General features: G+C 67.9%; 15 protein-coding genes and 5 pseudogenes. 15 read left to right on the forward strand and 5 right to left on the reverse strand.

Annotated elements, in window-relative coordinates:
• Positions 1-85 precede the first annotated feature (85 nt).
• The 4 genes and pseudogenes from KV381_RS02400 (at position 86) to KV381_RS02415 (ending at position 4,165) form a co-directional block, all read left to right on the forward strand.
• A pseudogene (locus KV381_RS02400) lies at positions 86-1,172 on the forward strand (WD40/YVTN/BNR-like repeat-containing protein).
• 67 nt (positions 1,173-1,239) lie between these two features.
• Positions 1,240-1,917: a uracil-DNA glycosylase gene (locus KV381_RS02405; protein ID WP_030088924.1), complete on the forward strand. Its 678-nt coding sequence runs from the start codon at positions 1,240-1,242 to the stop codon at positions 1,915-1,917.
• Positions 1,914-3,056: an N-acetylglucosamine kinase gene (locus KV381_RS02410; RefSeq protein ID WP_218784361.1), complete on the forward strand. Its 1,143-nt coding sequence runs from the start codon at positions 1,914-1,916 to the stop codon at positions 3,054-3,056. The genes KV381_RS02405 and KV381_RS02410 overlap by 4 nt, the downstream gene beginning before the upstream one ends.
• 167 nt (positions 3,057-3,223) lie before the next feature.
• Complete coding sequence (locus KV381_RS02415) at positions 3,224-4,165, forward strand: sirohydrochlorin chelatase (RefSeq protein WP_218784362.1); 942 nt, start codon at positions 3,224-3,226, stop codon at positions 4,163-4,165.
• Positions 4,166-4,259: 94 nt separating this feature from the next.
• Here KV381_RS02415 and KV381_RS02420 read toward each other — a convergent pair whose 3' ends face one another.
• Together KV381_RS02420 and KV381_RS36305 are read right to left on the reverse strand one after the other, a co-directional pair.
• The gene (locus KV381_RS02420) at positions 4,260-5,321 is read right to left on the reverse strand and encodes a lactonase family protein (protein WP_218784363.1); all 1,062 of its coding nucleotides are present in this window, start codon (positions 5,319-5,321) and stop codon (positions 4,260-4,262) included.
• A 157-nt stretch (positions 5,322-5,478) separates the two neighbouring features.
• Positions 5,479-5,970, reverse strand: a pseudogene (locus tag KV381_RS36305) (FUSC family protein); the annotation flags it as partial.
• 12 nt (positions 5,971-5,982) lie between these two features.
• Between KV381_RS36305 and KV381_RS02425 the strand changes: the two are divergent.
• Positions 5,983-6,759, forward strand: coding sequence for a DUF559 domain-containing protein (locus KV381_RS02425; protein ID WP_256995005.1), 777 nt, complete (start codon positions 5,983-5,985; stop codon positions 6,757-6,759).
• A complete protein-coding gene (locus tag KV381_RS02430; protein WP_103538565.1) occupies positions 6,756-7,610 on the forward strand; it encodes a hypothetical protein in 855 nt (284 codons plus the stop codon). Before KV381_RS02425 ends, KV381_RS02430 begins: the two co-directional genes overlap by 4 nt.
• A gap of 312 nt (positions 7,611-7,922) precedes the next feature.
• On the opposite strand, the pseudogene KV381_RS37000 reads toward KV381_RS02430, so the two are convergent.
• Positions 7,923-8,054, reverse strand: a pseudogene (locus KV381_RS37000) (phosphogluconate dehydrogenase C-terminal domain-containing protein); the annotation flags it as partial.
• Between KV381_RS37000 and KV381_RS02440 the strand changes: the two are divergent.
• From KV381_RS02440 to KV381_RS37005, 7 genes and pseudogenes are all read left to right on the forward strand, one after another.
• Positions 8,029-8,334 (forward strand): transposase, encoded by a 306-nt coding sequence (locus KV381_RS02440; protein WP_078611314.1) that lies wholly within the window; start codon positions 8,029-8,031, stop codon positions 8,332-8,334. The pseudogene KV381_RS37000 and the gene KV381_RS02440 overlap by 26 nt on opposite strands.
• Positions 8,335-8,742: 408 nt before the next feature.
• A complete protein-coding gene (locus KV381_RS02445) occupies positions 8,743-13,263 on the forward strand; it encodes a nucleic acid/nucleotide deaminase domain-containing protein (protein ID WP_218784364.1) in 4,521 nt (1,506 codons plus the stop codon).
• Positions 13,220-13,630 carry a hypothetical protein gene (locus tag KV381_RS02450; RefSeq protein WP_078611333.1) on the forward strand — a complete coding sequence of 137 codons (411 nt, stop codon included), beginning with the start codon at positions 13,220-13,222 and terminating at the stop codon, positions 13,628-13,630. The genes KV381_RS02445 and KV381_RS02450 overlap by 44 nt, the downstream gene beginning before the upstream one ends.
• A 1,228-nt stretch (positions 13,631-14,858) precedes the next feature.
• Positions 14,859-15,827 (forward strand): hypothetical protein, encoded by a 969-nt coding sequence (locus KV381_RS02455; RefSeq protein WP_218784365.1) that lies wholly within the window; start codon positions 14,859-14,861, stop codon positions 15,825-15,827.
• Positions 15,745-16,494 carry an IS5/IS1182 family transposase gene (locus tag KV381_RS02460; RefSeq protein WP_030084845.1) on the forward strand — a complete coding sequence of 250 codons (750 nt, stop codon included), beginning with the start codon at positions 15,745-15,747 and terminating at the stop codon, positions 16,492-16,494. The genes KV381_RS02455 and KV381_RS02460 overlap by 83 nt, the downstream gene beginning before the upstream one ends.
• Positions 16,476-17,585 (forward strand): annotated as a pseudogene (locus KV381_RS36310) (DNRLRE domain-containing protein); the annotation flags it as partial. The gene KV381_RS02460 and the pseudogene KV381_RS36310, both read left to right, overlap by 19 nt.
• 2,474 nt (positions 17,586-20,059) lie before the next feature.
• A complete protein-coding gene (locus KV381_RS37005) occupies positions 20,060-20,641 on the forward strand; it encodes a nucleic acid/nucleotide deaminase domain-containing protein (protein WP_373461195.1) in 582 nt (193 codons plus the stop codon).
• A gap of 307 nt (positions 20,642-20,948) precedes the next feature.
• Here the strand turns inward: KV381_RS37005 and KV381_RS02480 are convergent, their stop codons facing one another.
• A complete protein-coding gene (locus KV381_RS02480; RefSeq protein WP_143665766.1) occupies positions 20,949-21,605 on the reverse strand; it encodes a hypothetical protein in 657 nt (218 codons plus the stop codon).
• 499 nt (positions 21,606-22,104) lie between these two features.
• On the opposite strand from KV381_RS02480, the pseudogene KV381_RS36315 reads away from it, so the two are divergent.
• Positions 22,105-22,200, forward strand: a pseudogene (locus KV381_RS36315) (IS5/IS1182 family transposase); the annotation flags it as partial.
• A gap of 32 nt (positions 22,201-22,232) precedes the next feature.
• Positions 22,233-22,853, forward strand: coding sequence for a transposase (locus tag KV381_RS02485; protein ID WP_234024722.1), 621 nt, complete (start codon positions 22,233-22,235; stop codon positions 22,851-22,853).
• A 294-nt stretch (positions 22,854-23,147) separates the two neighbouring features.
• On the opposite strand, the gene KV381_RS02490 is transcribed toward KV381_RS02485, so the two are convergent.
• Entirely contained in the window at positions 23,148-24,650 is a 1,503-nt protein-coding gene (locus KV381_RS02490; RefSeq protein WP_030629108.1) for an FUSC family protein, read from the reverse strand.
• Positions 24,651-24,737 lie beyond the last annotated feature (87 nt).

Genomic DNA, 24,737 nt, shown 5'->3' on the forward strand with positions numbered 1-24,737 from the left:
GCGGGCGTGTGCGCGGGCCACTGTCAGTGGCCGGGTGCAGACTGGCACTGTTCCGGCACAACGGCGTATCGGGAGGTCCAGAACCATGACCGACGTACTGCTCACAGCAGGCACCCGCAAGGGTCTCTTCATCGGCCGCAGACGCGGCGGGAGCTGGGAGATCACCGGCCCGCACTTCAACGCACAGGCGATCTACTCGGTAGCCGTGGACACCCGCACGGACACCCCGAGAATCCTGGTCGGCGGGGACAGCGCCCACTGGGGGCCGTCCGTCTTCCACTCCGACGATCTGGGCGAGACCTGGGTCGAGCCGCGACAGCCCGCCGTGAAGTTCCCGAAGTCCACCGGAGCCTCCCTGGAGCGCGTCTGGCAGCTGCACCCGGCGGGCCCCGAGGCGCCGGACGTGGTCTACGCGGGCACGGAGCCTGCCGCGCTGTTCCGCTCCGAGGACCGGGGCGAGTCGTTCGAGCTGGTCCGGCCGCTCTGGGAGCACCCGACCCGCTCGCGGTGGGAGCCGGGCGGCGGTGGCGAGGGTCTGCACACCGTTCTGACCGACCCCCGGGACGCCGGAGCCGTGACCGTCGCCGTGTCGACGGCGGGCGTGTTCCGGACGAAGGACGGCGGTGCGAGCTGGGCCCCGTCCAACTAAGGGCGTCTCCGCGGTCTTCCTCCCCGATCCGGACCCGGAGTTCGGGCAGTGCGTCCACAAGGTCACCCGGGACGCGGCCGACCCGGACCGGCTCTATCTGCAGAACCACTGGGGCGTGTTCCGCAGCGACGACTCCGGCGACCACTGGAGCGACATCGGTGCGGGGCTGCCCTCCGACTTCGGGTTCGCCGCCGCCGCGCACCCGCACCGCGGCGGCACGGCGTACGTCTTCCCGATCAACGCCGACGCCGACCGGGTCCCGGCGGAGCACCGCTGCCGGGTGTTCCGTACGACCGACGCGGGGCGCACCTGGGAACCGCTCTCGGAGGGCCTGCCGGACGGGGCGCACTACGGGACGGTGCTGCGCGACGCGCTGTGCACCGACGACGCGGATCCCGCCGGGGTCTACTTCGGCAACCGCAACGGCGAGTTGTACGCCAGCGCGGACGACGGGGACAGCTGGCAGCAGCTCGCCTCGCATCTGCCGGACGTCCTGTGCGTGCGGGCGGTGGCGCTCGGCTGACGGCCGAGGGTCCGGAGGGCTGACGGCAGTTGATCGGAGTGGTCGTATCAGCAGTAGAGTGCGGGCCGTGGCAGCACGACCGTTGAAAGAGATCATCGAGCCGGGGTGGGCCGACGCCCTCGAACCCGTCGCCGAACGCATCGCCGCTATGGGCGACTTCCTCCGCGCGGAGATCGCCGCGGGCCGCACGTACCTGCCCTCCGGGGCTCATGTACTGCGGGCGTTCCAGCAGCCGTTCGAGGAGGTGAGAGTGCTCGTCGTCGGCCAGGATCCGTATCCCACCCCGGGACACGCGATCGGGCTGAGCTTCGCGGTGGCCCCGGACGTCCGGCCGCTGCCGGGCAGTCTGGAGAACATCTTCCGGGAGCTGCACGCGGATCTGGGGCTGCCCAGGCCGTCCAACGGCGATCTCACCCCGTGGACGCGGCAGGGGGTGCTGCTGCTCAACAGGGCGCTGACCACCGCGCCCCGGCGGCCCGCCGCCCACCGGGGCAAGGGCTGGGAAGAGGTGACCGAGCAGGCCATCAAGGCGCTGGTGGCCCGGGGCACTCCGCTGGTGTCGGTCCTGTGGGGGCGCGACGCCCGCAATCTCCGCCCGCAGCTGGGCGACTTCCCCGCGATCGAGTCCTCGCACCCCTCCCCCATGTCCGCGGACCGGGGCTTCTTCGGCTCGCGGCCGTTCAGCCGGGTCAACGAACTGCTGGCGCGCCAGGGGGCCGAGCCGGTGGACTGGCGGCTTCCGTGACGCACCCCCCGGCGTCGCCCACCGCTGCCGGACCCGCCGCCGCCGGTCCCGGCGCGTACGTCATCGGGGTGGACTCCGGGGGCTCCGGGCTGCGGGTGGCGCTCGGCCGGGTGGGGCTGCCCGGGCCGCTCGCGACGACGGTCTGCGCCGAGCCGGTACGGACGGGGCCCGGCGGCATCGACGCCGGGCATCTGCTGGACCAGCTGCTGCCCGCCGCCAGGGAGTTGCTGGAGCGGGCGGCCGAGTCCTCCGCCGACGGCGCCCCGGTGGGTGAGGTCGCGGCGCTGGCGATCGGGGCCGCCGGAATGGCCACCCTGGGCGAGCGGTTGCGGGCGGAGCTGCCCGGTGCGCTCGCGGACGCGCTGGGGGTACGCCGACTGGCGCTGGCCGCCGACGCGGTGACGGCCTACGCGGGCGCGGTGGGGCAGCGCCCCGGGGCGGTCGTGGCGGGCGGTACGGGCATGATCGCCCTCGGTACGGACCTGATGGAGTGGCACCGGGCCGACGGGTGGGGTCATCTTCTGGGTGACAGTGGCGGCGGTGCGTGGATCGGCCGGGCCGGGCTGGATGCCGCGATGCGGGCCCATGACGGGCGGCGGGGCGGTTCGCCCGCGCTGCTGGACCGACTGCGGGCCGTGTTCGGACCGGCCGATGAGCTGCCGGGGTTGCTCTACCCGCGCTCCGACCGGCCGGCCGTGCTGGCCTCGTTCGCGCCGGAGGTGGCGGCGTGCGCCGGAGCGGACCCGGTTGCCGCCGGCATTCTGCGGGCGGCCGCGGGGCATATCGCCGAGGCGGCGGCGGCCGTCTGCCCGACGGCCGCGCGCCCAGCGGCCGCCGAGCCGGACGACGGCGGCGACGAGCTCGGCGAGGGTGGCGAAGTGGCCCTGACGGGCGGCCTGTTCCGGATGGGCGAGCCTCTCCTGGCGCCGTTGCGCGAGGAGCTGGCACACCTGCTGCCGGGGGCTCGGGTGACCTCGGCGGAGGGCGATCCGCTGACCGGCGCACTCCGGATCGCGCGGGCCCTGGCGGCCGGGGATCTGCGCCTGCCGCGCCACCCGACGATGCTGTTCGTGCCCCTGGAGCACGCGACCGGGCAGCGGGTCGGAACGGCCGCGCGCGACGAGCCGCGGTCGGGGTGACGGGCCGGGACACGGAGCGAGGGCGGAAGGCCGATGGAGAGGATCGGCGAGCCGACAGACGGGGGCACTCCGGTGGTACATCACTCATCGGACATAAGCGGATAGTTAACGCTCGACCGGACCCTCCCCGAACAGAGGGGCAGGCAAAACCAGTAGCATGCGGCGCCATGAGCACCCCCACTGGGCCCGCTTCCGGCCTGCCTGTACGAATGCCGCGACCTCGCCAGTCCGGACGGCACCGCCGCCCGGAGCCCGTGGTCGCACCCGAGGGCGCTGCCGCGCTCGTTCTCGTCGTTCCCGGTACCCCCTCTTCGGCCACGCGCAGCCTGGCCGAAGAGGTGATCAGCATCGCCCGTTCCGAGCTGCCCGGCCTCAACGCCCGGATCGGCTACCTGGACGGTGACGACGCCGAGTACCCGACCCTCGCCACCGTTCTCGCCCACACCGCCGCCGAGCGCGTCGCGCGCTTCGAGCAGGCCGTCGCCGCCGGGCGTGAGGTCGCCGAGCCCTCGGGTCCGCCCGCCGTCGTGGTCCCGCTGCTCGCGGGTCCCGACAGCGCGCTGATCCGGCGGATACGGCAGGCCGTGATGGACAGCGGTACGCAGGCCGAGCTGACCGATGTGCTCGGCCCGCACCCGCTGCTCGCCGAGGCCCTGCACGTACGGCTGTCGGAGGCCGGTCTCGCGCGCGCCGACCGCGCCAGGCTGTTCACCGTCGCCACCGCCGCCGACGGCATCGTGCTGGCCACCGTGGGCGGCGAGGAGGCCGTGCAGGCCGCCGGGATCACCGGCATGCTGCTGGCCGCCCGCCTCGCCGTGCCGGTGATGGCCGCCGCGCTGGACGTGGAGGGCTCAGTCGCCTCGATCGCCGAGCAGCTGCAGGGCTCCGGCTCCGCGCAGCTGGCGCTGGCGCCGTACCTGGTGGGCCCGGAGGTCGACCCCGGCCTGTTGGACGCCGCCGCGAAGGAGGCGGGCTGCGCGACGGCCGAGCCGCTGGGCGCCTACCCGGCGATCGGCAAGCTCGTGCTGTCCCTGTACGCCACGGCGCTGGGCATCACGCCGGCGACGCCGCAGGGCACCCAAGGCGCCCAGGGCGCTCAGGCTCACTGACCGGAGGCCGCCGCCCCGGGGCGGCGGCTCGGGAAGCCGGACAGCACAGCGGGCCCGGACCGGAGGACATCCTCGGTCCGGGCCCGCTCCGCTGTCAGGCGAAGACGACGCAGGAGGCCGCGGGGACCTCGATGGAGCCCGCGTGCTGCGGGACGCCCGTCTCGGCGTCCACGGCGAACCAGCTGACGTTCCCCGAGTGCTCGTTGGCCGCGTACAGCCACTGCCCGCTCGGGTCGAGGGCGAGATCGCGCGGCCAGCGGCCGCCGCAGCCGACGGTGGCCACCAGGGCCGGCTTCTCGCCGCTCTCGTCGAGGGTGAGCACGGAGATGCTGTCGTGGCCCCGGTTGGCGGTCCACAGGAAACGGCCGTCGTGCGCGACGACCACTTCGGACGGGTAGGTGCGCGGCGCACCCTCGGCCGCCTCGTGCTCGGGCAGCACCGACGTAGCGCCGAGCACGTCGAAGCGGCCGGTCGCCGCGTCCCAGCGGCACACGGTGAGGGTCGGCTCCAGCTCGCCCAGGACGTAGGCGAGGGCGCCCGAGGGGTGGAAGGCCAGATGGCGCGGGCCGGTGCCCGGCCGCAGGGCGGTCTCGTCGTGCGGTCGCAGGGCGCCGGAATCACGGTCCAGGGCGCAGACGCGTACGGAGTCGGTGCCCAGGTCCACGCTGACCACCCAGTTCCCGGAGGGATCGGCGAGCACCTGGTGGGCGTGCGGCGCCTCCTGGCGGCCGGTGTCCGGGCCGCTGCCCTCGTGCCGGAGCACCGAGGACACCGCCCCGAGCGATCCGTCGGCGAGGACCGGCAGGGCGGTGACGCTGCCGGACCCGTAGTTGGCTGTGACCAGGTGGTTCGCGGCGAGCGCGAGGTGGGTTGGCGACGCGCCGTCGACGGCCTGTACGGGGCCCAGGAGGGCCGGTACGTCGCCGTCGAGGGCGAAGGCGGCGGCGACGCCCCGGTCACTCTCGCCGACCGCGTACAGGGCCGCGCCGCCCACTCGGGGGCCGACCGCGAGGAACGAGGGGTCGGGCACGGCGTCGGTGGATCCGAGCACGGTCAGCGCGCCGGTGTCCCGGTCCACGGCGGCGGCGGTGATTCCGTGCCCGCCCGCCGAGGTGAACGACCCTATGAATGCCCGCCCGGCGCTGTTGCCGATCATCGCGCTACCCCTCTTCCGCCGTCGCCGCGATCTTCACGGCCGACGGTAGCAGGCAGCCCCCTGCGGTCCAGACCAATACGGCGGGTGGGAAGTGCCGATACGTCGGGCGGGCATCAACGTCCCCGGCCGTGCTCGACGTAACGGCCGGGGGGCGAGGTCAGGCCGGTTCGGGGCCCACCGCGGCTGTCCGGCCGCCCCGGCCCTGGAGCGGTGCCGCCAGTGCGGCGAGGGCGCGCTCCAGGCCGTGCAGATGGGCCAGGGCGGGGTCGGCGGCGGTCGCGGGCAGCTCGGGCAGCTGAAAGCCGCGGGAGCCGTCGGGTGCGGTGAGCGCCTCGACGGCCGCCTCGACACGGGAGCACGCGGCCGACAGCCGCGCGTCGTGCGAGGCGTCCGGGTCCGCGGCGATGGAGGCCAGCCCCCGCACCTCGCGTACACAGTCGTCCAGCAGCGCGAGCACCTCCCGGGCGCGCGCCTTGCGGGCCGGCAGCGGGCTCAGCGGGTGCACCAGCGGGGCGAGGGAGAGCCGGACCCGGCCGAGCAGCACCTCCAGTTCGGCGACGCGGGGGCCGGGGTCGGCGAGCGTCGAGCCGGCGAGCCGGTCGGCCGCCTCGGCCGTGCAGGCGTGCACACAGCGCAGCGCCTTCTGGATTTCCTCCTGTCGATGGTTGTCACCGACCCGCCCCGCGCCATCGGCGGCGCCCGCAGCGAACAGCAGGCGTACAACGTCGCCGCCAGCCGCGCCCAGGACCAGATGTGGCTCTTCCACTCCGTGCCGCCCGATCGCCTCAAGTCGAATGACCTGCGGCTCAATCTCCTCACCTACATGGACAACCCGCCCGCAATCCTTGCCGCCAACCATGACATCGGCCCGGTCCGCCCCGACGTGCACGCCCAGCCGTTCCAATCCCTGTTTGAGCAGCAGGTCTATCTGAGGATCAAGGACCGCGGCTACCACGTGCTTCCCCAGTACCCCGCAGGCACGAAGAGCATCGACCTGGTCGTTGTCGGCGCCCGCGGGCGACTCGCGGTGGAATGCGACGGGGACTACTTCCACCACACCACACGCGACCAGATCGACCGCGATCACCGGCGCGACCGCGAACTGCGCCGGGTCGGCTGGCGGTTCTGGCGCCTACGGGAGAGCGAGTTCCGGTTCGATCCGGACGAGGCGCTCTGCGGACTGTGGGACGAACTCGACCGCCTGGACATCCGCCCGGCTGACTACTCCCGGCCCGCCACCGCACCCTCCGGCTCCGCGCTGTGGACCCCATTCGACCTTCCGGACGAACCGGACGACGGAAACACCATCGATGGCGAAGCCGAGTCTGCGGCACCGCCCGGGCCGGACACCGTAGACGGCAAAAGCGAAGAGACCGAAAACCACAACACCCCGGACGCTGGCCTCAGCACCGTTGACAACACGGAGGTCCTCGCATGACCCAGACGACGCAGGGAGCCGTGTCGGCTCCGCTCGACACCAACACCCTCAAGGAACTGGTCCGCATCCTCTGCGGCGACGACCACCTTCTCTACCGCCCGGCCTACAAGATCGCCGAGTTCTTGGAGAACGCCGGGTGGCGAAACCTGCCCGAAATCGACGGAGAGTCCCGCGCCGAGTGGGCCCTCGACCGCCTCATGAAACGCCGTACGGACCCCAGCGCGCTGGAGTCCGTCCTGCTACGGCTTGCTGACGCCCGCGAGTACTACGAAGAACCCGAGCAACTCCCCAAGGTCCTCTCGGCTGTCAACGGCTTCCTCGTCCACGAGGGCCTGCGCTTGGAGAACCCAGGAGGCCGCCCGCGGCTCGTGGCCTGTGACCCCGCGCTCGGCCACCCCGGCCAGCACGCACCCGTCGAGCTCAAGGCCACCATGTCCGACATCGTCAGGGACGAGCGCATGGCCGCCCTGCTAGAGCACCGGCTGGACGAGGCTCGCACCTGCTTCGCCAACGGTGCCCACGTCGCAGCCACCATCATGCTCGGCAGCCTCCTCGAAGGCGTCCTGCTGTCCGCGGTGCAGGAGCGGGACGCCACACTGCTGGGCAAGAAGAACCCGCAGAACATCACGCTTCATGACCTGATCAACATCTGCCGCGAAGCAGCGTGGATCGACGCGGACGTCACGTCGTTCAGCCATGCCCTGCGCGACTACCGCAACTTCGTCCACCCCCACCGTGAGTACCGCGAGTCCTACAGGCCCGACCGCGACACATTCAACGTCTCATGGCACGTAGTGAACGGTGCCCTCAACGACCTCGCCGCAACCCGCCCGCGCGCCGCTACCCACTGATCATTCCGTTGGCCCCCATCTCGACCGCGAGTCCGCCCGTCCGGCGAGCCGGGTGATGGATACGGCAACGCAGCACTCACCTAGCGCTCGCCTCGTACTCATCTGCGACCTCTGACCCAGCGGAGAGGAGGACCGTGAGCTCGTGCCCTACCGATCCGTGATGCCTGGAGCCTGGCCGAAACGGATCGGGAGGGCACCTGCGAAGGCGACGGGCGCCCAGCTCAGCGAGGGATCTACTCGATCTTCAGCATGCGCACGATGACCCGGTCCACCTCTTCGTCGTCGAAATCCTTCTTCCAACGGTGCCCCAGTGACGTCGATGACCGGCGCGTACATCTGCCGGATCACGGACTCGGCCAGGTCCTGCTTGGCCTGGTCCCCACCCTCGTACGCGGCGACGACTTCCTGCGGCGCGGCGATGCCTCCGAAGGTGTCCTGCATCTCGCTCAAGGGCATCACGACCGCGGCGAAAGTCAACGACGTCACCCAGACCCTCGCCCTGGTCGACGGCATCCTGCCTGCCGCGGGCCGCCCCGGCTGGCCTCGCCGCCGACCGGACGCCCTGCTCGGCGACAAGGGCTACGACTCCAACCCGAATCGGAACGCGCTACGCAAGCGCCGGATCCTGCCTGTCATCTCGCGCAAGGGCTGCCCGAACATCAAAGGGACGGGCAAGCTCCGCTACGTTGTCGAGCAGACCTTCGCGCTCCTCCACCATTTCTAGCGTCTCGCCGTCCGCTGGGAACGCCGCACCGAAATCCTCGACGCCTTCGTCTCCCTGGCCTGCAGCCTGATCTGCTGGAGACGTCTTAAGAAGACCCGCACATGATCGTGTTACGGGCTCGTAGGGCCCTATCGGACTTCCGCGTTCGTCTTATAACCCTCTGTCCAAGATCCGGTTCCCTGTGTAACGTCGGAGTCCAGATCGCGTGTTTGTTCTATTTAGCTCGCAGTTTGAGGGACCGTTGGGTTCGGGGGACCGAGGCCGTGTGGCCGGATCGGCCGTTCGAATCCTGCCGGTCGACTCCTTACCAGAGATGGTTCTCCTTTGCGCTACAGACCTGCGGGGTCGTACAGACCCCTGCTTCGAGTCTCACGTTTGACCGGCCGTTTGCTCCCGCCCCTGCTTGCCATGGCTTTGCTGGCTGGGGCGGGCATAGGCAGCAGCCCTAAGTCGCCCCCTGTCGAGTTGGCCGCCGACTATGACTGGAACGAGGACACCCCCGCCGAGCAGTTGCGGCAGGACCAGTGTCTGATGAGCGACGTGCTGCGGCTGGGCGGAACGGCCATGGCTGCCACGGCGAAGGACGGTCTCAATCAGAGTCCCGAGCGGCTGCGCGAGCTGGCTGACCGGAACTACTGGAAGGACACGCCGCTCGGCGCTGCGTACCAGTCGGACAAAGACGTCGCTATTGCTGAGCTGAACCGGCTCAACGCACTCCACGACAGCTGGAAGATAACTGGGCTGGAGTCGCCGGGAGGATTCGGTTCAGTCGCCGACTTCGAGTCGCCGCCCGGGACTAGCGGCAACGATGGTGAGGACTTCCACTCCCAGACCGGTCTCATGGGGTGGATCGCCGACCGGTTTTGGAAGAGCGAGAGCGACTTCTACGAGGACGGCACCCCGCAGGCTGACGCCAAGGCCGCAGCGGCGGTCAAGGCTCTGGGGCAGCCGCTTTATGGCAGCGAGCCTGACCCGTCTTCGCCGGACTGGGGCCAGCAAGTCGCGCTGAACGAAGCGTACGAGCACCTCCTGGGTGATTCAAGGGAGCCGATGGGTGCGGACAACGCACGCCAGTTCCTGAGCTCTGGTGGCTTCGCGACCAAGGCGCCAGTGCCGGGTACTGCAGAGCACCGGGTTGCGGTCGAGGATCTCAAGTCCCGTTTCGCTGCCTGTGCGTGGCGTGATCCGATGGATCCGCAGAAGGTTCTGGGCGGAGTTGCCGCGACCGCCGCGGCGGAGTGGCAGCAGGAGATCGGTTCGCAGGCTGTCAAGCGCAACGACATTCTGAGCGCGAATATGAACGCCGTCCAGGCACTCACCAAGGCTTCTGATTCGATGGGCAGGTTGCTCGGTCATGCGTGGGTCGCTGACCACATCACCCGTTGGCAGGACTACTGGTCCTCTGGCGGTATTGGCTGGGTCGGCTCTTCCCCGATGTACGTGCAGCACCGGCAGATCAGAGGTAAGTGCCTGGGGACACTGGCTGACAGCACGGCGAACGGTGCCTATCTGACGCCTGTCAACTGTGGGCCGTCGACGACGGGCCAGATGTGGAGTGTCAACGGGCAGTACGGCGAGGGCTACAGCTTGCGCCACGTGAAGTCGAAGAAGTGCCTCGAAGTCGCCCCCGACGATCGCCGACTGCAAATCTGGACCTGTAACGGAACGCCCAAGCAGACATGGCAGTTCAGTGTCCGAGCGAGTGGCACTCTGCAGAACCTGGGAACCGGGGAATGCCTGGACCTTTATCGTGAAACCTTGGTGAACGCAGGCCCTTGCAACACGAGTATCCAGCAGCAGGTCTTCTTGCAGGTCACCGCGAATAACGGCAGTGTTCCGCCGGCGGCGGAGTTCACGAAGGCGTCGCAGCGGTTGAGTGCGGCGCGGGCGGGGGCGAAGGCTGAGCTGGCGGAGCTGAAGCGTCAGGTGACGGCGGCGACGGCCGCTCAGACCGCGAGCGTGACCGCCGAGCAGGCGGCGTATGCGATCGCGGACGCCAACGGGGCGCCGAGGGGCCGTGGTTTGCTGGTGGGCCAGCAGAAGGCTCAGGTCACCCAGGGAGCGGCTGCGGCTGTCACAGCACTGTCGAAGGCGGGCGAGACTGCTGAGGCGGCCACCCGTGCGGCTGCTGCGGACAGTGAGACGATCGCTCAGCGGGCGCTGGCGCAGGCCGCGCAGTCCAAGGCGGAGTTCCGCAAGCAGGCGGCTTACCGGGCCGAACTGCAGGCCAAGGCGGCGGCGGACGCGGCCAAGGCGCACCGTGACAATGCCAAGAAGGAAAAGGAGCTGGCCGAGGCCAAGCTCACCGCCTCCCTGGCGGCGGAGGCGGACGCCAAGGCCGCGGCGGCCGATGCGCATGCCAAACGGCTGAAAGCCGAGGCCGACGAGGCCACGGCGAAGAAGGAGAAGGAAGCCGCCGACCTCAAGAAGGCGGAGGCAGCACAGCACCGCAAGACGGCGGATGCCGAAGCGACCAAAGCCGAGACCGCCAAGGGTAAGGCCGAGGCGGCGGAGGCCACAGCCGTGGCCAGGAAGAAGGACGCCGAAACCGCCCGCGACCGGGCCAAGGAACTGCGCGACGACGCCTGGGACGCGCAGCAGAAGGCACAAGCGGCCCGGGCCAAGGCGGCCGCCAAGGACGCCTACGCCGAATCCCTGGACGCGGGCGATGCGGCGGACGCCGCGCGGGCGGCGGCCAATGAGGCCGACCGGCACGCGGACAACGCCGAGGCAGCAGCAGGCCGGGCTGAAACCGCCGCCGACGCAGCCACCAAGGCCGCGGCCGACGCGGACGCCGCGGCGACCCGCTCGGAGGCGGCGGCGAAGAGCTCCCGGGCCGCCGCAGACGGGGCGCAGGCGGCAAAGCTGCGGGCGGACGCCGCGGTCAGTACCGCGACCAGCGCCGCCGCGGACGCCATCGACGCCTCCGAGCGAGCCTCAGCCGATGCCACCCTGTCAGTGAAGATGGCCGACGAGGCCGAGACGAAGGCAAAGACGGCCAAGACTCAGGCCGACGCGGCCAAGACCGAGGCCAACAAAGCCACCGCCGCAGCGGCCAAGGCAGCCGGATTCGCCTACGTCACCGCTCAGGCCGCGGTGGACGCCGGGAAGGCGGCGGCGCAGGTAGCAGCTCCCGCCAACGATGCCATTCAGCTCGGCTCGCCCTACGTCACCAAGGACTCCGCCGCGTCCCTCGTGGTCCTGTCCGGCCAGGCGGCGAAAACCATTGCCGAGCAGCAGAAGGCCGTCGCGAACGCGCACGCCCTCAACGCGGCGCAGGAAGCCGCAGCCGCCCAGAGCATCGCCAATCAGGCACAGGGGGACGCCAAGGCCGCCTACCAGCACGCCGCGAACGCCGCCAAGCACTCCGCAGACGCCCGCGGCTACTCCAAGGAGGCACTGGACTACGCGGCCGGCGCGGCCATGGCAGCGGCGAAAGCCCAGCAGTCCCTGGCACGCACCATCGGATACCAGTCCCAGGCCACCGCCGACGCGGCAGCCGCAGACAAGGCCGCCGGCCGCGCAGAGGGCCACGCGGAATCAGCCCGCACCTCCGCGGACGCCGCCGCCCTGGACGCCGACGCCGCCCGCACAGCCGCCACCCGGGCAAACGAGTCAGCCGACCAGGCAAGAACAGCCGCCGAGCGGGCCGACGCCGCCGCCACAGCCGCAGAGGAAGCCGCCAAGGACGCCCAGAAACACGCCGAGTCCGCCCAAGAGGCGGCCAAGCAGACCGAGAATGCGGGGAACGCTAGCCAGATCGAGACCGGCACTGTCCCGGACACAGCCGGCGCATCCATCGGCGGCCTCTTCTACGTCATCAACAAGATCGACCAGGTCGGCAAACCGAAGGTCCTGAAAAAGACCGACGGCTGCGACGGCTTCTGGGACCAGATCGCCTACAAGGGCGACTGCACGATGACCCAGGAGATCAGCTTCAAAGCCGAACTCGACCTGTACCTGTGTGCCGTCGAAGTGTTCGACAACACGTGCTTCTCGAACGACACGCTGTACCTGGGCGAGACCAAGACCGACACCCTGAAAACCGAGGTCACCCACACCATCACGATCGCGGAGTACCAGCAGGGCGTCGACCCCATCGACATCCTCTTCGGCAGCTGGATCCGCTGCGCACAGAAACTCACCCCCGGCGGCGAGAACGGAAGCTGGGGCGGATGCGCCTGGGCTTTCGTCGACGTGGCAGCCATGTTCGCCGGTAAGTTCCTCCGTCCAATCGCGGACGCTTTCAGAGCGGCGGACGCCGCAGCCAGGACCGGGATCGGCTTCGTCGACGCACTCAAGGCGCTCCGAGCCCTGCCATTGGCTGATGATGTCGTCGCCCGCCTCGGATACCGGGTAATGGATGAGTTCGTCGAGGCCTGCACACGCAAAAGCAGGCGCGTCGCTCCCTTGGCGGTAACCGCCGCCGGTGAGTGTGGCGGTCTGATCCGCTACAACAGCGATGACCTCAGCCGAATGGCTTACCAGTTCAGGGTCGAATCCGGATTCTACGGAGCAAGGCATAATATTGCTGTAGCCAGAGTTCCGGGCTGGAATGACCCGAAAACCGGAGACCTCGTGGTGGCGAGCAGCGGCTTCTCTGGGCACTCGGAAACGGCGATCCTGGACATGCTAAAGGCTAAGAAGGTCGACCCCAGCAGGATCACCAGTTTGTATACAGAGCGGCAGCCGTGTGCGTCCTGTGCTTCTGAGTTGTCCGGGGCCCTTAAGGCAGGCACTCCCATCACATGGTCGGTTCCGTATTTCGATGGCATCGAAAGTGCGGCCAAGCAACTTCTGGCGAAGTACGTCATGCAGGCTGGCGGTGGTCGCGTGACGCGGTCGTCGGCAGACTTGCAGGAGCAGCAGCATGAGATGGAGACACATGAGCCAGCACGGATTCGATCTACCGCCGACAGCCACGCGTGATGTCATGGACCGGCGTAAGGAACTAGCCGACAGAGCCTGTGATGCCTTGATCCAGGCAGGTCTTCCCGCCTTTCAGGGAAACTCGCAAGATGCGCCCGGTGCGAATGTTCTGGTGGAATCTCTCGCCGACGGCGGTGTTCTCGTAGAATGGAGAACTCAGGAAGATCTCGCGACCGCAGCAGCAAATCTTTTGGAAAACGGGGTTGATCCCACGAATCTGCCCCACGCGATTCGCCACTACGAAACCGTGCAGAATTGCATGCGGAACGCAGTCCTGCAGATCCTCGCGTCAGCCGGGTTCGATGTGGAGAAGGCGGACGCACACACCTATGGAAGTGCCGTCCACGTAAAGAGGGGCCGCCCCTGATCCTCGTCGAGTCCCGTCGATGCTGAGCCTCTCAGCATCGACGGGACCCAGCACGGGTAGATCTCGACTGAGCTTGCTGCCTTCAGCCGTGCCCGGAATCGGTGATGTAGGCGTCGGCGCTCGTCCCGGCGGGCGGCTTCGGCCACATCGCCAGGTTCTGCGGCACCTTGATCCTTTTGTTCGTTGCCTGGCCCCCCTCCCTCCGTCAGTGCTTTCTCCAGCGCTGCCAGCGTCCTGGCATCCACCCTCATGCCTGCCGCGTCGTGATGCGCTCTCGCTGTGGTGGAGTCGACGCCAACCGGGGAAAGCCTCACCTGGTCACGCCGTGCGGCCTCAGCGATCACCGCCTCCATCAGAGCTTGGAAGGCGCCCGCGTCGCGCCACTGGCGGAACCGGTCGTAGACCGTGGGTCCGTTCCCGAACTCCTCCAAGACCTCCCGCTACTGGGCCCCGGAGCGAAACCTCCAGATCACGCCCTCGAAAGCCATCCCGCAGCCGGCGCGGATACGGGCCGTAGGCGGCTATCGGGAGCTGTGGACCCACCAACACCCATTCTTCATAGCTCAGTTCACGTCTCGCCACACGAGTGTCCTACCAACCGAATGATCACGACCCCCACAGGCCATAGAACGCCGAGGACCGGGCCGCGGACGTGCTGGCGGAGCGCGTTGCGCTGCTCCTCCATCAGTCCGCGGTACGCCTCGGTCCGCCGTGGATCGTCGGCGCTTCTGGCGAAGGGGAAGCCGCAGAGCCCGTGTCGGGTTGCTCGCGCTTGATGGCCGCGTCCACTGCGGCGACGTGCCCCGGCGCCGCTGCCACGACTACCTCGTAACCGGCCTCGGCCAGCGTCGCAGTGGTGCGCCTTCCGGAACCAGGGACCCGGTTCCGTGCGAGCAGTTCGCGCTTCCCAAGCCGACTCACGACATGGGTCACGTGGCAGTCGGTCAGGAAATGCATCTATGTCCGACGTCAGCATCGAGCCAAGTTGCCAGAGCGCAACGTGATTGACGCAACGTTTACTCCGGATGACCCTCCGTGCCACACCGCCTCACTCGACATTCGACCGAAGCTGCTTTCGGTCATCCCCAGCATTCGATGCCGAACGTGCGTTCCCCTTGCCTACAGTGCCCGTGCACCTAGCCGATCAAGAAGGGGTGTGTAGTTCGTGCATTCACGAATAGGCCGTTCACGCGGGAGAACGAGAGGTCGCCTCGCTGCCGGGGCCGCCTTGCTGCTGATCGCCGAAGTCGCGCTCGCAGCGGGGACGGCAAGCACCGCCACAGCCACGACAGCGAAGGACACCGCGGGGACCGAGGGCCAGTCCTCCGCAGCCGCCCAGACGGCGAAGTACCCCACCGGTTCCAAAGGCTGGGCCATTGCCCAGGCAAAGAGAACCGGGAAGAAGGTCGTCGCCTCAGATGAGACCACCGCAACGTCCCACACCGTCGCCAACACCAACGGGACACTGACCACCGAGCTCACCTCCGGCCCCGAACGAGTATGGCGAAACGGCAAGTGGCGGAAGGTCGACGTCACCCTCACCAAAGATCCCGATGGCACCGTCCGCTCAAAGGAGCACCCCCACGGCCTGCACCTGGCCGGCAAGGGCGGCACCAAAGCAAAGTCCCTCAAGGCAGCACAGCAATCGCCGGCACGGGACCTCGTCACGCTGGGAAGCGGTGACAGCAGCGTCACCCTCCAATGGAAGGGCGCCCTGCCCGAGCCTGAACTCAACGGAACACGCGCCCGCTACCACGACGCCATCCCCGGCGCCGACGTCATCGTCGAAGCGACCCGCACGGGCTTCGAACAATTCGTAGAACTGGCAGAAAAGCCCACCGCCACCGACTTCACCTACACCCTGCCCTTACTCGCGGAAGGGATGAAGGCGAAGGCGAACAAGGACGGCTCAGTCACCTTCACCGACTCCGAGACCGGTGACGTCCGCGCCACCATGCCCGCTCCGGTGATGTGGGATGCCGCCACTGAGCTCTTTCAGCGTGGCCACCGATCGGGTGACGGCGGCGAGCCCGAGGTGAGGGCCGCAACGCACAAGGCTCCCGTGCCGTTGGGGGAGGTGTTCGAAGTCTCAACCCACCGGCACAGGAGCCTCGTTGGTTCCCCATCCTGCCGCACTCGACCTCCCGCATACCCTGGTCGAGTGGGTCACCATGCTCATCGTCACCCGCGAGGGTGACCGCAGGTGCAAGCTCCCGCCCCACCAGCGTGCGCTCGTCGCTCTGGTGTACCTGCGCCGCCACGACACACTCACCCGGATCGCGGCCGGCTTCGGGATATCCGTCGGCACCGCCCACGCATACGTCACCGCCGTCACCGGCCTGCTCGCCGACCGGGCGCCGGGCCTGCTCAAGACTCTGCGCGAGCACGACCCGGACTTCGTCCTCCTGGACGGGACCCTCGCCGAGTGCGACCGCGTCGGCGACAGCCGGGCCGACTACTCGGCCAAGCACCGCCGGCACGGCGTGAACGTCCAGGTCGTCACCGACCCCGCCGGCGAGATCCTGTGGATCTCGCCCGCGCTGCCCGGCCGCACCCACGATCTGACCGCGGCCCGCACCCATCGCATCATCCAGACCTGCGAGCGTCAGGGCGTCCCGGTCCTCGCCGACCGCGCATACCAGGGCGCCGGCCCCTGGGTCACCACCGGACTCAAACGACCACCCCACGGCGAACTGACCCTCACCCAGCGCACCGTTAACCGGGCTCTGGCCGCAGCCCGGGCACCAGTTGAACGCGGCATGGCACGGCTGAAGTCCTGGCAGATCTTCCGCAGATCCCGCATCAGCCCCAACCGCATGACCGTCATCACCAAAGCCGTCCTCACCCTGGAGAGGCAACGCTGAAAACGCTCACTGACGCCCGCTCGGGAGAGCACACCAACCGCGCCCGCGTCGACATGCAGGTTCGGGACAAGGGAGAGGGGCACATTGACCTTGTCGTCACCCCCGACCCGGGCTTCCTCACCGACCCGGCGACGCAGTACCCGGTCACGGTGGACCCCTCCACCTCCGCACTCGCGAACACCTTCGACACCTACGTGCAGCAAGGTGAGACGGTCGACTGGTCCGCCGACGTCGAGCTCGACTTCGGCAACCCCGGCACCACGAACCCCAACGGGACACCACGCACCGCACGATCCTTCATCACCTGGAACACCAGTGCCTTCCAAGACGCCTTGATCATCGATACGAACCTGGCCCTGTGGAACTTCCACTCGGGAAACACCGACTGCTCGGCCCAGAGCTGGACCATCGGCGACACCAGTGCACCGTCGACGTCCTCACGGTGGACGAACCAGCCGACCTGGACCCAGTACCACTCCTCCACGCAGACACGTGGTAACCCCGACTGCACGAGTGCCCAGCCCGACGGGTGGATCAACGCCAACGTCGACACGCTGGTGCAGACCTGGGCCTCCGCCAAGGCGACCCGCGGCCACATGGGCCTGCGCGCGGCCAACGACAGCACCGCAGCCTGGAAGCGTGTCAACTCCGCGAATAACGCATCCAACCAGCCGAAGCTCAGCGTCACCTACAACTACCGGCCGCTGGACGGCACAGCCCAGCAGGCAGGGCCCCCGTTTCGGTCGCACAACGACGTCTGGGGCGTCAACACTCTCACGCCGACGCTGAGGGACAAGTTCGAGGACGCGGACGGCGACCTGGTGAGCGGCACCTTCCAGGTCTACGACGCGGCGACCAATACGCCGATCAGTACGCCGGCCGGAGAAGGGCTACTCGTCTCCGCCTCCGTGGCCCCCGGCTCGTGGGCCACAGTCCAGGTTCCCGCCGGGCAGCTAGTAGACGGCAGGATGTACAAATTCCGTACCAACGCCTATGACGGCACCCACTACAACCTCAACTGGTCACCGTGGCGCACCTTCGTCGTCGAAACCGCGGCCGCCGGCACTCCCACCACTCTCCAGCCAGGGGATTCCTACACCATCAACGACCCTGCGTTGATCGCCGACCCCGCCAGAGTGGACGAAGTCCTCAACCGCGACGGCAATCTCGAAGCACTGGGAGTCTTCCCGCGCGGCGGCCCATCGGCCCGCGAAACGGCTGACCCCAAGGCCGTCTGGGAACGCACCTATACCGTTCCCAGCACTAGGTTCCCCCGCGGCCGCAAACCTGAAAGCTCAGGCTTCGACAAATACGAATACATCGCCGACGTAGACGAGTGCGTCAACGCCGACGATTCAGACAACAAGTCCGGCTACATCAAGAACCGCTTCTCCTACTGCCAGGAAACTCTGACAGTAATGCCCGCCATCAAGTGCGGCCTGTGGCCACCGGGATGCTACCTCCAGGGCACTTTCATCTCGCGAAACACTCTCATCGGGCAAGGTAAAATCGGCGGCCTCGACGGCGGCCTGAACACCCGATACGCAGAATTCGACTACAACGTGGACGTCTTCCTGTCCACCGGAGACTTCAACAAGGTCGGATCCAAACTGGAAGCCGACTTGCAGTGCGAAGGCAGTTGGAGTGCCGGAGCGCCCTCCGAAGCAAGAGACGAAGACGCCTGCTACGAAGGCGTCTACCCTGGCCGCAGCGACTCCCCCAGCCAGTGGAAATTCGACGGAGACACCAAATTCGACCTCTGGTCATCAGCACCAAGGTTCCCCAACGCCAGCCTGGGCGACCAAATCGCTACAGGCCTCTTCACACCGGTCCTCAAGTTCACGATCCCCGGCTACGGCCAAGTCCTCCCCACAGAGGGCGAAGAAGGGGAAGTCCGCTTCGACAGCGCCGCCTACAACCAACGCGCACAACTGGGATCCGTATTCCCCGACGCTACGCCCGCTCTCCGCTATGACCGAAGCGACACGAGTGACCCGAGTGCCCCTGTTGAGCCGTACCACGGAGTCGCCGAAGTCGCCGACCACGTTGGAGACGCTCTGGACAACCCGGGCAGCACCTTCCCAACAAAGTCCGGCAAGAACCTTCCCGGCGGAGAAGCGCTGCACCCGATGCACCGTCTCGTACCGGCGGCTGGAGCTCTTGAGTCGACCCGCTACGACGCCAATCGCAGTGCAGTCACGTCAACCTGCAACAGCCCGTCCATGCCGGGACGCCCCGGCCCGGATGACGAACTCGACTGCGACGAGTTCCCCATGGCCTCCACCTTCGAGGGCGCAGCACGCAAGGACTACGAAGGAAGTCAGTACACCGACGAATTCTCCGTCCGCTACATCGACCGCATCGAGAACCAGGAAGCCGGCCGCCGCCTCGGCGCCTGGTACGACAACGACCGGATCCTGAACAACGACGCTTTCATACTCGTCGTCGGCAACTGACTGAAATAGCTTCGAGCGTAAAATACTGCGGGGCCGACTCATGCTGTCGGCCCCGCAGCCACTTCGTCAGACTTCGGCATGCTCAGCTATCCGCCAGATCTGAACGAGGCAGTACTGATCTTTGCCCTCCAGTTCCGCTCCCTGCCCATCCGGAATCTGCAACGTGGTTGACGGGCCTATCGGCGAGGTGAAAGGCCCCCTCGCACAGTTGAACTTCCACTTCCACCGCATCCTGTACAGGCCAGGTGAAGGCAGGACAAGCGGGACAGGCCGCATCCCGCCATCGATTGTCTCTGTAGCAAGGTCGCCTCCGGGGAGTATCACCTCCACCTCTTCCCGGCCGAACCAGTTGCCGGTATCTTCCGCCGGAAGCGTGGACCAACTCTCAAGTTTTAATACTGCATTGATAACCTGAGATGGAACCTGGAGATAAACCATACCAGGGGCAGAGAGAAGCCAATTCGAAGGGTCAGAATTTGGTTGATAGGTATCGACATCCGTATCAACCAGACCGAACAGGCGGTAACTGGGCGAGACCACCGTTTCGCATGAGTCCAGAAGCCTACTCAAAGAGCACCCTCTTTCGTAAATTCGAGCCACGCCAAAACATTCTCCCCATGCAGTAAAGCACCATCGTCACTGACCGGACGCACTGGTCTGAGACGTCGACCAAGTCGCGATGCCTTCAAGCACTGGGGCGACGAGGACGACGACGGCTGCCCGACCCGTCAGGACTTCCACATCGAGCTGGCAGCTCACCTCCGCTGCGTGGAGAGCACCCTTGAAGCGCCGTGGTGGGGCTCGGCCATGGTCGGCTCTGTTCGCTGGCCAGACCCCCTTTCCGTGAAATACTCACGCCCTCCCTTGATTCGTCTTCCGAACTGGTCCAGCACTTCGGCTCGGAGTGCCTGAGGCTGTTCGGGCAAGGAAGTCTGCTGGGAGTGGGTCTCCCAGCGGCGGTACGGAATCTTCTGCAGAAGACCGAGGTGCCGCGAGGGGTGGGATCTTACTTCCTCCGCAGCGGGTGCTGAGGATCCGGTGACGCTTGGGGCGTTCGCGGCGCGCGTGAGTGGGTTGCAGCCGTCCGCTCCCATGGGGGTTGGCTTCGGATCGGTTTCGATGGTCTGGCGCATCTGTGTGTGCATCCGGATGGTGCTGTTCAGGCCGTCGTGCTTTCGAAAGCGGCGGAGGACATGCTCGTCAGCACCGATGTGGCTTCACTGAATGCTTCGCTTCTCGCTTTGGACCGGGCGCAGACGGCAATGTTCGGGGCTTCGGATCTAGCGGAGGGAGCTGCCGTGTTCCAGGGGCCCGCGGCTGAGCTGCGGCGTATTGATGCTTCTGCGTTCGTTGAGCGGGAATCTTGGTGGCCGCGGGTGCTCGACGACCTCCGGCACTCACTGGATTTCCCGTTCTCCGCGGCGTTCGAGTACGTCGACGATTCTGGTGCCAAGCAGGTCGTCACCGAGGTTGCGGGGGTCTGCAGGCCGCATCCGGAGGAGGCCTTGTGGCGGCGTCTGTCCGCTGAGGGGGTGGAGCCCGGTCAGGTGCGGTGGGTTCACTGCGAGTTGGAACCCTGCCTCATGCGGGTCCATACTGCTCCGTCTGGATGCAGCAGGTCTTCCCTCATGCGGAGTTCACGCACAGTTTCGACTACGGAGACACTGCGGAGTCCCGGGAAGGAGGCTTGAAGCGGCTGATCCTTCATGACGCCGAGACGCGGCGGCGTGGATGATGAGCTGGGATCGTCCAGCCGGGGGAAGGGAGCCTGCGGCAACTGCTCTGCTGGGGATGGACGAGTACCTGGCCTGCCTTACTCCCAGGTCCCCGGCACAGCCGGCGCCTGGTGGTGTGCAGAAGGGACCGTAGTTTCTGCGCAGGGTCTACATCTTTTCAGAGTTGACGGCTGATCAACTGTCACCGGAGGGTAAGAAGCTGTCGTCGTACCGATCAAGCGGCTTTCCGATCGAACGGGGTCTCGATCGAGCGATCGAGGGCTCAGGGAACGTCCAAGACCACACCGGCAAGCTCCGGCATCGCCCGGAGGAAGTCCGGAACAGTCGCGAGATCGTCCAAGCGCAGTTCATAAGCCGAGATCCTGCGCGCAGAGTCGGCAGCCAGGTCATCGACTCGGTGCCGCAGATCGGCGCGCGACGCCACCGTGATCGAGTCGTAGTAGCCGAAATCCGAACCGATCGTCAGGTCCACGAACACCCCTTCCTCCTCGAGGACATCGGCCAGAGTCGGGGGAGTTGGGCCGCTCAACGCGCTCACCAGACGCTGGAGACGCTCTGGCCCGGGGGCGACCGCGAAGACCGTGATCTCCGACGAGGCGTCGAAGATCACCGCGTGAAGCGCGGATACCAGGTCGCGAGGCGTGAACAACCGGAACAAGCCCGCACGACCAGCGTTGTCCGGCTCCGCCCGAAGGGGCTTTGCCGTACAACCAGGTACGAACCCCTTGTCCCGTGTGGTGACGGTCGGCGCTTCGGCGTCGACCTCGTACTCCCAGCTCACCAGCATCGGCTTTTGCTCCAGGAAACGCTCGGCGCCGTCGCAGTAGTAGGTCGGGATCGCATAGCGGTCCAGGCCCGCCGTCAGCTGCCACACCAGGCCCACATAGACGGCGACTTCCTCCATGTTGTTGTTGTTCACCGCCCACTCGGTGTACGGCGTCCCCTCCTCAGGCCATTCCTGCCAAAGGCCAGGCCAGTGCCGAGTCACCGCCAGGTCATCGCCCGGGAGGTAGTGGAAGAGATGGACGCCGTCTGTCGTAGAAGCCTCAAACCGGATCGGATGCACCGCGCCAACCTAGCCCCGGGCAGCTCGGCGGTGCCCCACAATTTCGTGTTCGCGAGGCCGGGCGGCCGGGATCTCCCGTCGAGCGGGAGTCTCGATCGGGTGATCGCGGTCGGTGCCGGCATGGAAGCAGGGCCTCGTGGTAGCTCGGAGGTGTCTACGCCAGCGAGTGTTCCAGGAGGCCCTGTTGCCGCAGTTTTTCGCAGTTGCGGCGGCGGAGTCCAGCGCGGTCACCCACTCGTGTGATTGCCTGGCCCACCAGTTCGGAAATGCTGGTGACAACGGGGTACGCGAGCGCCGCTACCCCACCGAAATGTCCGATGCGGAGTGGGCGGTGGTGAGGCCGCTGCTGCCGATGCCGGGCTGGCTGCGCGGGCGGGGCCGGCATCCGGAGGCGTACTGCCACCGCACGATCTTGGACGCAGTCCGCTACCTCGTCGACAACGGAACGAAGTGGCGGGCCATACCGGCCGACTTCCCGCCGTGGGACCGGGTCTACGCGTTCTTCGCCGCAGGCGCGACCATGGTCTGGTCAAGGACTTCCACGACCGGCTCCACCACAAGGTCCGCGAGCAGGCCGGGCGGGAGCCGGAGCCGAGCGCGGGTGTGATCGACTCCCAGTCCGTCAAGGCGGACGCCGTCGTCGGGGCCGACAGCCGAGGCTTCGACGGCGGCAAGCTGATCAACGGCCGCACGCGGCACGCCGTGGTGGACACCCTCGGCCTGCTGCTGGGGGTGATGGTCACCGCCGCGGACATCGGCGACCGCGCCGCCGCGCAGGTTCTGCTCGCCCAGGTCGCCGCCGCGCGCCACCGGCTGGCGCTGGTCTGGGCCGACGGCGACTACACCGGCAGCCTCGTCGAGCGCTGCCGGGCCGTTCTTGCCCTGGTCCTGGCCATCGTCAGGCGCAGTGACGACATGCGCGGCTTCGTCGTGCTGCCCAAGCGGTGGATCGTCGAGCGGTTCTTCGTCCACCTGATGCGAAGTCGCCGCCTCGCGCGGGACTTCGAACGGTCCACCGGCAGCGCGGAGGCAATGGTCCACTGGTCAATGAACCTGCTCATGACCCGCCGCCTGGCCCGGCGGCTGCCTTCGCGAGCGTGAAGCGGCCCGCTGCCGGCTCGGCCTGGATACGGTCCACCTCCTCCCGCAGTGCGTCCACACGATGGCGAGCGGTCAGCTCACGCTGTTCCAGCAGCCCCACCACCGACGGCATCCGACCTCCAGCAGAGCGACGACACGACACGTCACCACTCCCCGAGACCGCCGACCCTGTGCCTGAACAACGGAACCGCAGCCCTCAAGCCCGGAAAGACAACAGCCACTTAGGCGGTGGAGAGCTGCGTGCCGCAGCACCCTTCATTGCACAACGCGAGGGGTCGGGGCTGACTCCGAACTTTACGCGTTTGCGGACGCCGTGTAAGGGGCGTGGTTGAGCGGGCTGACGAGTTCGGTGAGGGCGTGTTCCAGGTCGTGGAGGTGGGCCAGGGCGGGGTAGGTCGCGGTGGCACGCCGCGCGGGGGCGGGCGCTGCCGGGGGCGTGCCGGGTTGGGGGGTGGTGAGGATCTCGACCGCGGACTGGACTCGCCAGCAGGCGGCCGCGAGGCGGTCGTCGTGCGAGGCGTCCGGGTCGGCGGCGACCAGAGCCAGGCCGCGGACCTCACGGGCACAGTCGTCGAGCAGGGCCAGGACCTTGCGGGCGCGCGCCTTGCGGGCTCGAAGCGGGTTGAGCGGGTGGACCAGGGGTGCGAGGGAGAGCCGTACGCGCCCCAACAGAAGTTCGAGCTCGGCGATGTGCGGCTGCGGGTCGGCGCCCGGGGTGCCGGCGAGCTGCGCAGCGGCTTGGGCGGTGCACACGTGGACGCGGCTCAGTGCGCGCTGGATCCACGCATGGGTTGTCGCGTGCGTGGTGACGGGGAGCACCAGCAGCACCGCGAGGGCGGCACCGAGCGCCCCGACCCCGGTCTCCGCCAGTCGCAGCACGAGCAATTCCGGGTTCAGGACTCCCAGCAGGCCATAGAGGAGCGAGATCATCAACGTGACGGCGAAGATCATCCAGGAATACGATACCGCGGCTGTGTAGAAGATCCCGAAGACGCATACCGCCACCAGGATCGCTGTGCCCACGAGATTTCCGTGGAGCGGAACAGCGATCAGCAATCCGGCGGGAATACCCAGGACCGTGCCCACCACCCGGCGGAAACCTCGGATCAGGGTCTCACCGCGCGAGGCTGTGTTCACAAAAATCCACCAGGCCGTGCCCACCGCCCAGTACCAGCGGTCGTGCGACAGCACCTGCCCCACCCCGAGAGCGAACCCGCACGCCGCAGTCGCCTGTATAGCCTGGCGGGTCGTCGCACGCCCCAGACCCCGCCCACCTACCGGAGCAGGCACAGCCGCAGGCGGATAGCGGCGCTCGAAGCACCACAGTCCAAAACGAACCGCCGAGGAAACCAGCAGAGCGAGGACGACAGCAGTGAAGAAGCCGGTCAGCTGGATGAGTGTGGCATGCAGGAACTGGGCTACGAAGAACATCATGAACGCAAAGATCCCCAGCGCATTCCCACGCGGCCCCCAACGTCGCGCATAGACCCCCGCACCGATCACCGCCAGGAAAGCCACGTCCCGGACCAACGGCATTTCATGCAACGCGCTCGCGAGCGCTAGTACGGGGAAACCGACCGCCGGCAGCAGCCCGGTGGTCAGGGCCTGAGCACGAACGTCCGAATCCGTGACGGTGAACAGAGCCAGAAGAGCAGCCAGACCACCCGTGATCACGGCCACCAGAGGATGCCCCGTCACCCCGCACACGGCCACCGCACCGCCGACGCCCACAACGGAACGCGCGGCACTCCGCAAACGCAGCCGGCCCGGATCCGGCGCCACGAACAACCTCTTCAACCCGACTCTCCTCCGAAGACCCAACCCACCAACCCGCACAACTGACACACCATCAGTAAAGTCAGCAAAGAGTCAGCATCGGTCCGC

The organism is Streptomyces sp. WY228 (assembly GCF_019287315.1).
In the GTDB taxonomy this organism is placed as follows: domain Bacteria; phylum Actinomycetota; class Actinomycetes; order Streptomycetales; family Streptomycetaceae; genus Streptomyces; species Streptomyces caviscabies.

Coding starts and splice junctions, on each gene's coding strand:
- KV381_RS02415 (WP_218784362.1), top strand. CDS start 3,224: ATGAGCACCCCCACTGGGCCCGCTTCCGGCCTGCCTGTACGAATGCCG.
- KV381_RS02420 (WP_218784363.1), bottom strand. CDS start 5,321: ATGATCGGCAACAGCGCCGGGCGGGCATTCATAGGGTCGTTCACCTCG.
- KV381_RS02425 (WP_256995005.1), top strand. CDS start 5,983: ATGGTTGTCACCGACCCGCCCCGCGCCATCGGCGGCGCCCGCAGCGAA.
- KV381_RS02430 (WP_103538565.1), top strand. CDS start 6,756: ATGACCCAGACGACGCAGGGAGCCGTGTCGGCTCCGCTCGACACCAAC.
- KV381_RS02440 (WP_078611314.1), top strand. CDS start 8,029: ATGCCTCCGAAGGTGTCCTGCATCTCGCTCAAGGGCATCACGACCGCG.
- KV381_RS02445 (WP_218784364.1), top strand. CDS start 8,743: ATGGCTTTGCTGGCTGGGGCGGGCATAGGCAGCAGCCCTAAGTCGCCC.
- KV381_RS02450 (WP_078611333.1), top strand. CDS start 13,220: ATGAGCCAGCACGGATTCGATCTACCGCCGACAGCCACGCGTGATGTC.